The following is a 6,432-nucleotide window of genomic DNA, read 5'->3' on the forward strand; positions in this document are numbered from 1 at the left end:
TCCCTATGAAGAACACCGGTCACGCCAGCGTTACAAGCCGATTCAAGCGCACCGCAGGCTCCTTGCTGCTGGGATTGTCATGCACCTTGGGCCTGATGGGCGCCATGGGCAGCGCCCGGGCCGCCATTCCCGTGTATGGCTACTTCGTCAAGAATGCCTACCCGCACGATCCCCAGGCCTTTACCCAGGGCTTGCTGTTCAAGGATGGCCATTTGTATGAAAGCACGGGCCAGAATGGCCAGTCGTCGCTGCGCAAGGTGGAGCTGACGACTGGTAAAGTCTTGCAGAAAACCATGCTCGACAAAGATGTGTTCGGCGAAGGCATCACCGACGTGGGCGACGATCTGGTCGGCCTCACGTGGGTTTCGCAGACCGGCTATGTGTTCGACCGCAAGACCTTCAAGGTGAAACGCAAGTTCAGCTACAAGGGCGAAGGCTGGGGCCTGGCCAGCGATGCCAGGGCCGTCTACATGAGCGACGGCACGTCCGCCATCCGCGTGCTGAACCCGAAAACCCTGGCCGAAGTACGCCGTTTCGAGGTCAAGGCCGATGGCCGCCCGATCGAGCGCCTGAATGAGCTGGAAATGGTCAACGGCGAACTGTTCGCCAATGTCTGGGGCGCGGACGTGATCGCACGCATCGACCCGGCCAGCGGTAAAGTCGTGGGCTGGATCGACCTGACGGGCTTGCTGCCGCCCGGCATGCGCGGCACGGCCAATCCCGACGCCGTGCTCAATGGCATCGCCTGGGATGCGCGCGGCAAGCGATTGTTTGTCACCGGCAAACTGTGGCCGCAGCTGTTCGAGATCGAGCTGATCGAAATCCAGCGGCATTGATGTTTCCAACAGGACAGTGTTGCTAACAACGAATCGTTTATGATGGCGCGATGTTGATACTCCTTCACACCGCGCCCTCCATGTCTTTGCTTCCTCTTCCCCTCCGCCGCCTGGCGGCCGCTGCCGTGATGGCCGCCGCCGCGATGCCCTTCCTGTCAACAGCGCAGGCGCAGACGCCGTACGTGCCGGTGGTCAGGCATTATGGCGATTTCGTCGTCACGCAAGACCGCCATTCGACTGACGTCACCCTGGCCTTCCGCCAGCATGGCTACTGGCCGGGCGGCGCGCGCGAGGTGACGGAAGTGCGGCCGCTGGCCGCCACGCGCGAAGGCCAGCCCATGCTGCTGGCGTTCACCAAGGGCTACACGGGGCAGGGCACGATATTGATCGGCGTGCAGAATGGCGAACCGCTGATGCGTCCCATCAGCCCGCTACAGCCCAACAACATGGTGCGCACCGAGCGCGACCCGGAATGGGGCGTGCCGCAGCCGGGCCGCAGCGAGGTGCTGCTGTTTTCCCGCGATGCGCGTGCGCTCGACACGCGCACGGGCGAGCTGCTGTGGTTTGACATGCCGGGCGTGGTGACGGGAAATCATGCGCCTGCCATGCTGCTGGCCGTCTCGCCGGACAACGGCCGCGGCGCGTTTCTGACCAGGACGCAGGTGCTGCTGGTCACGCGCGAGGACGGCATCGTTGCCGCCTTGCCCTTGCCGGCCGACACGCACCAGCGCTGGCTGAAACCGCTGTCCGAAGCGGCCGATGCGCAGGCGCGCGCCGCCCTGAAGGCGGGCAAGGGCCGCACGGATGCGCAGCGCATCGAGCGCGAAGCGCGCCTGGCCTGGTTTGGCCAGCAATTTGAATGGAAACAGGGAAAGAATGGCTGGCAAGTGACGGGCCTGGGCACCACGTCCGTGCCCGTGCCAGCCAAAGGAGCGCAGCCATGAAACCATTACAACTGTTGACTGGCTGCCTGGGCGCCGCCTTGCTGGCCGGCTGCGTGCACAGCGAGATCGCGCCCAAGGATTACCTGACGCAAGACCTCGACAAACAGCAGGCGCTGGTGGAAGTGGACGTGCTCTTTGCGCAAGCGCCCGACGACAAGCTGACGTCACGCACCACCTCCCGCAACAGCGTGGAATACGCGGGCGCGCCGCATATCGTCGTGCCGTTCTACCAGAAGGGCCTGGGCTTCGACCAGGGCTTCGCCGGCACGTATATCTTTGCCGTGGTGTATCCGGTAGCCAAGGTGGAAACGGCCACGGCCAGCACCCGGGTGTTCGGCCAGCAAGTGGACAAGCAGCGCTACCGTTTCCGCGTGCCGGGCAAGGCGCAGTGGAACAGCAATGAAACCTTCATGCTGAACTTCAGCCGCAAGGGCCGCCGCGAAGCCATCACCTTCCGCTTCAGCAACGAGAAAAGCTGCCCGTCCGCCTTCAAGGCCATCACGCCCACGTATGGCTTTCCCATCGAGGTCAGCGCCAGTTTCAAGGACAACAAGGGCTGCCTGAAAGTGTGCGACAGCCGCGACGGCTACGCGGGCTTCTGCGCCTTCCAGCCGCCGCCGGCTTCCTGACTATCAGCATGCCAGCCACGCGCCGCCGCAGCGCGGCGCGCGGTGTATACACGCGTGCGTTCTGAAAAATCTATTCAATTGTCATCTTTTTGGGGTAAATCAGGCCTGTTTAGCAGCACTGCAGAGGGTAAAATTGACGCAGGTCAATTCTTCTTTTGACGCGTAAAACTTGTCGCAAAAATATCTTTCCCAGGCGTATTATGTTTCAGCCCTTAGCCGGAGATTCCCAGCGCCACGCAGCTGGGCGCGGGCACGGCATCCCCGAAACGCATCCTTCCTGTGGAGAGACAAGAATGAAAATGCCCGTTTTAGGCAGCACCCAGCCGCTCATCACCAGACAGCCGCTGGACCAGCTGGCCACCGATACGGCCGCCGTGCGCGCCATCGCCCAGGCGGCCGTCAGCGTCGAACTGTTTACCATCCCCCTGTACATGGCCACCATGTATTCGATCCAGGGCACGCACCAGATCAACTCGAAAGACATCAGCTATTACAAGGGCCGGCAATGGCCGGGCATGAGTACCAGCGCGCATCCGGCAACGCCGGAAGAGCACGCCTTCAACATCATCTTCAGCGTCTTCATCCAGGAGATGCTGCACCTGCAGATGGCGGCCAACCTGGCCACGGCCATCGGCGCGGCGCCATGCTTCACGGGCTCTGAGCTGCAAAGCCTGGAGCACGGCTGGACCTGCTACGGCAAGGATTGCACGGTGATCCCGCACATCGTCGACCTGCAGGACACGTCCGGCTACCGCCACGTGCGCGTCAACCTGGAGGAATTGAACAGCAACCAGTGCGACCTGTTCCTGGCCATCGAGCAGCCGGAACAGCAGGCGCGCGACCAGCTGGCCGAGTTCGACAAGCACAACCACACCAAGTATTTCCCCGAAGTGCCGTTCGCGGGCTGGACGCCGGGCAAGCACGTGCACGACTTGCCCCTGTTCGGCACCATCGGCTATATGTACGAATGCTATGCCCGCTATATCAGCATCGAGTACGAGGATGGCGAAACCCTGTGGCAAAAGCTGTTCGTCAACGGCTCGGTGCAGCAGGACATGTTCAACACCACGGTCAAGGGACATGAAAAGGCGGAATTCCCCCGCTTCGACACCTGTTTCGGCAAGGACGACCAGGATGGCGGGCAGATCCGCTCGTTCAACAAAGCCATCGACATGATGGCAGCCATCACCGACCAGGGCGAGGGCAGCGACACGGCCATCACGCGCTACCGGCGCCGGCTGCAGGCGCAGCTGATGGCGGTGAAACCCGACTACCGCGAAGACCTGGCGGCGCTGACGGCGGATTATCCCTCCTACACCGAAGGTGGCGAGGATGCCGATTCGCGCGACGCCAGCGCCCGCCACGACAGCGCCGAGTTCGACCATTACGAGCGCTTCGGCCAGGTCAAGGCCAGGCTGCCCATCAAGACCTGGGTGCAATGGCACCGGGAAGGCAATCGCTGGGACGAGAAAATGCTCACCAACGCCAGCTACAACCCAGGCACGGCGCCAAAGAATATCCCCGCGCCCGAGCAGGTGGCGGGCGCCCTGAACCGCCTGAAGGACAGCAGCGACACCCTGAAAATGCTGAGCACGGTGGCCACGGGCGCCATTTATGGCATCACCTCGGTGCTCGATACCTACTGGCAAAAGCAGGACACCACCTTCCCGTATCCGTCGATGGTGGGCGCCGGCGACCGCATGGCCATCTGCTGGGCCGTGCTGGGCCAGGCGCCGAACCTGGCGACGGGCGTGCCGAAGATCGAGAAAGACGTGCTGTACCACGCCTGCCAGGGCATGCACCTGGAAGGCGAAGCATCGGCGACGTGCGCGGCGCTGGCCGTCTACCATACGTGCAAGGGCTCGAACGGCTGCCACGCGCAGGGCGGCTGCGGCTTTGCCCAGCTCGACAAGGGCGGCGGCCAGTGCGGCGGCTCCTCGTGCGGCCATGCCGTGAAGGCAGTGGCGGCGGCAGGCAACCTGTGCGGCGCGCCGAAAGGGCCGTACAGCGCGCCGAGCGACAATAAATGCGGCGGCTTCGGCGGCTGCGCCGTGCCGATCTCGGCCTCGCAGCTGTATCCGAACACCACCAGGACGACGCCGCCCCAGTCCGCCACCATGGCGCTGTACGATTTCGGCCCGGCGCCCGAGCACCACAACATTCCGCTGGGTCAGACCATGACATTCTCGCTGGGCGACAGCGTCTACGACAAGGCCTGGGAAGCGTATGGCAAGGTGATGGCGGCGCGCGGCACGCCCGTGGGCGCGGCGCCGCCACCGACCGATCTGCGCCTGGCCCTGCCGCCATCGACTTGATGGCGGCCACCAAGCCAGCGGTGCTTCCGCGCCTGGGCCTGCCGCATCTGGGCCTGGGCGTGGGGCTGCGTCCGCCCCATTACGCACATATCCTCGAACATGGTCCGCAGGTGGACTGGTTCGAGATCATCAGCGAGAACTTCATCGACAACCACGGCTATGCGCGCCATGTGCTCGATGTGGTGGCGGCGCAGGTGCCCATCGTCATGCATGGCGTCTCGCTGTCGATCGGCAGCAGCGATGCCTTGAACCTGGGCTACCTGCGCCAGCTGCGCCGGCTGGCGGAGGAAATCCGCCCCGCGTGGATTTCCGACCACCTGTGCTGGACGGGCGCCGCCTCGCTCAACAGCCACGATTTGCTGCCGCTGCCGCTGGACGAAGCCAGCCTGCGCCACGTGGCGGGCAGGGTGCGGCAAGTGCAGGAATTCCTCGGGCGGCCATTGATCCTGGAAAACCCCAGCACCTATGTCGAGTTTGCCCAGTCCAGCATGCCGGAATGGGAATTTTTGGGACGGCTGGCCGAGGATACGGGCTGCGGCCTGCTGCTGGACGTCAACAACGTGCATGTGTCCGCGCACAACCACGGCTATGATGCGCAAGCCTATATCCGCCAGCTGCCGCACGCGCACATCGTGCAACTGCACCTGGCCGGCCCCACGGATTGCGGCGAGGTGCTGATCGATACGCACGACGCCCCCGTGCCGGCCGCCGTCTGGCGTTTATACGCGCTGGCGCAGCGGCTGACGGGCGGCGTGTCGGCCCTGCTGGAGTGGGATGCGAACATCCCCACCTATGCGCAACTGCTGGCAGAACTGGGCAAGGCGCGGGCGGCAGAGCGGGGTGAATTCAGCGAAGACGCGCCAGCGGCCACGGCCGGCGCATCCGCCGCGGTGTCGGCGCCGCTGGGCTTCCATGCGGGGGCCGTGCATGGCTGAACGCGATTTGCCTGGCGCGCCGCTGGCGCAAGTGCAGAAGTGGTTCCTGACGGCCATGACGGCGCCCGGCGGCGCGGCGCGCGGCGTGCAACTGGCGGGCCAGCGCCATGGCCTGCAGGCGCCGGAAGTGCTGAAGGACGCCGCCCGCCTGCACATCTATGCGGACGGCTATGTGCTGCGCCTGCTCGAATGCCTGCAGGCCGACTACCCCCGTGCTGCGCCGCGTGATGGGCGACGAGCTGTTCGGCTTTTTTGCCCGTGCCTACATCTGGCGCCATCCGTCCGCCTCCACCACCTTGTATGACCTGGGCGGCGGCTTTGCCGACTTTCTTGCCGCCAGCCAGGCGGGCGCGGGTGGGGGCGCGCAGGGCGCCGCCTTGCGTTTTCCCGTCGAACTGGCCCGGCTGGAGCGGGCGCGCGGCGAAGCGAGCCGGGCGCCGGGGCTGGAAAAAATGCCTCGGCCTGCTTTGTCATTTTTGCCATCTGGCGTGGACTTGCTGCTGGGAGACACGCGGCAATGGCGGCTGGCGCCGTGCGCGCGGCTGCTATCCCTGACTTTCCCCGTGCATCGCTATTGGCAACAGGCGCAGGCGGCGCCGGACGATGGCGTGCCACCCCAGCCGGAGGAAGCCCCGGGTTTTGTCGCGATTACACGCCTGCACTACCGGCTGGCCATGCACGACTTGCAGCCATGGCAATTCCATTGGCTGCAAGCGCTGGCCGATGGGGCGCCGCTGGGCGGCTGCGCGCAGCAGGCGGCCGAGGCCAGCGGC

At 64.9% G+C, this 6,432-nt stretch carries 7 protein-coding genes; all 7 read left to right on the forward strand.

Annotated elements, in window-relative coordinates:
• The first annotated feature begins 5 nt into the window (after positions 1 to 5).
• Positions 6 to 836 (forward strand): glutaminyl-peptide cyclotransferase, encoded by an 831-nt coding sequence (locus JaAD80_RS21140; protein ID WP_102297075.1) that lies wholly within the window; start codon positions 6 to 8, stop codon positions 834 to 836.
• An 80-nt stretch (positions 837 to 916) separates the two neighbouring features.
• A complete protein-coding gene (locus JaAD80_RS21145) occupies positions 917 to 1,780 on the forward strand; it encodes a hypothetical protein (protein WP_146012467.1) in 864 nt (287 codons plus the stop codon).
• On the forward strand, positions 1,777 to 2,409 hold the full coding sequence (locus JaAD80_RS21150) for a hypothetical protein (RefSeq protein WP_102297079.1): 633 nt from the start codon (positions 1,777 to 1,779) through the stop codon (positions 2,407 to 2,409). The genes JaAD80_RS21145 and JaAD80_RS21150 overlap by 4 nt, the downstream gene beginning before the upstream one ends.
• 293 nt (positions 2,410 to 2,702) lie before the next feature.
• Entirely contained in the window at positions 2,703 to 4,724 is a 2,022-nt protein-coding gene (locus JaAD80_RS21155; RefSeq protein ID WP_102297082.1) for a ferritin-like domain-containing protein, read from the forward strand.
• Positions 4,724 to 5,659: a DUF692 domain-containing protein gene (locus tag JaAD80_RS21160; RefSeq protein WP_102297085.1), complete on the forward strand. Its 936-nt coding sequence runs from the start codon at positions 4,724 to 4,726 to the stop codon at positions 5,657 to 5,659. The genes JaAD80_RS21155 and JaAD80_RS21160 overlap by 1 nt, the downstream gene beginning before the upstream one ends.
• Positions 5,652 to 5,963 carry a putative DNA-binding domain-containing protein gene (locus tag JaAD80_RS30820; RefSeq protein WP_102297087.1) on the forward strand — a complete coding sequence of 104 codons (312 nt, stop codon included), beginning with the start codon at positions 5,652 to 5,654 and terminating at the stop codon, positions 5,961 to 5,963. The genes JaAD80_RS21160 and JaAD80_RS30820 overlap by 8 nt, the downstream gene beginning before the upstream one ends.
• On the forward strand, positions 5,872 to 6,432 hold a 561-nt coding region (locus tag JaAD80_RS21170; protein ID WP_180979520.1), incomplete at its 3' end, for a putative DNA-binding domain-containing protein. The genes JaAD80_RS30820 and JaAD80_RS21170, both read left to right, overlap by 92 nt.

Origin of the sequence: Janthinobacterium sp. AD80 (genome assembly GCF_002878455.1) — a bacterium.
GTDB lineage: Bacteria > Pseudomonadota > Gammaproteobacteria > Burkholderiales > Burkholderiaceae_D > Janthinobacterium.

What these genes read in the sequence shown, in the direction of transcription:
- JaAD80_RS30820 (WP_102297087.1), top strand. Translation starts at nt 5,652, where the DNA reads ATGGCTGAACGCGATTTGCCTGGCGCGCCGCTGGCGCAAGTGCAGAAG.
- JaAD80_RS21160 (WP_102297085.1), top strand. Translation starts at nt 4,724, where the DNA reads ATGGCGGCCACCAAGCCAGCGGTGCTTCCGCGCCTGGGCCTGCCGCAT.
- JaAD80_RS21145 (WP_146012467.1), top strand. Translation starts at nt 917, where the DNA reads ATGTCTTTGCTTCCTCTTCCCCTCCGCCGCCTGGCGGCCGCTGCCGTG.
- JaAD80_RS21140 (WP_102297075.1), top strand. Translation starts at nt 6, where the DNA reads ATGAAGAACACCGGTCACGCCAGCGTTACAAGCCGATTCAAGCGCACC.
- JaAD80_RS21155 (WP_102297082.1), top strand. Translation starts at nt 2,703, where the DNA reads ATGAAAATGCCCGTTTTAGGCAGCACCCAGCCGCTCATCACCAGACAG.
- JaAD80_RS21150 (WP_102297079.1), top strand. Translation starts at nt 1,777, where the DNA reads ATGAAACCATTACAACTGTTGACTGGCTGCCTGGGCGCCGCCTTGCTG.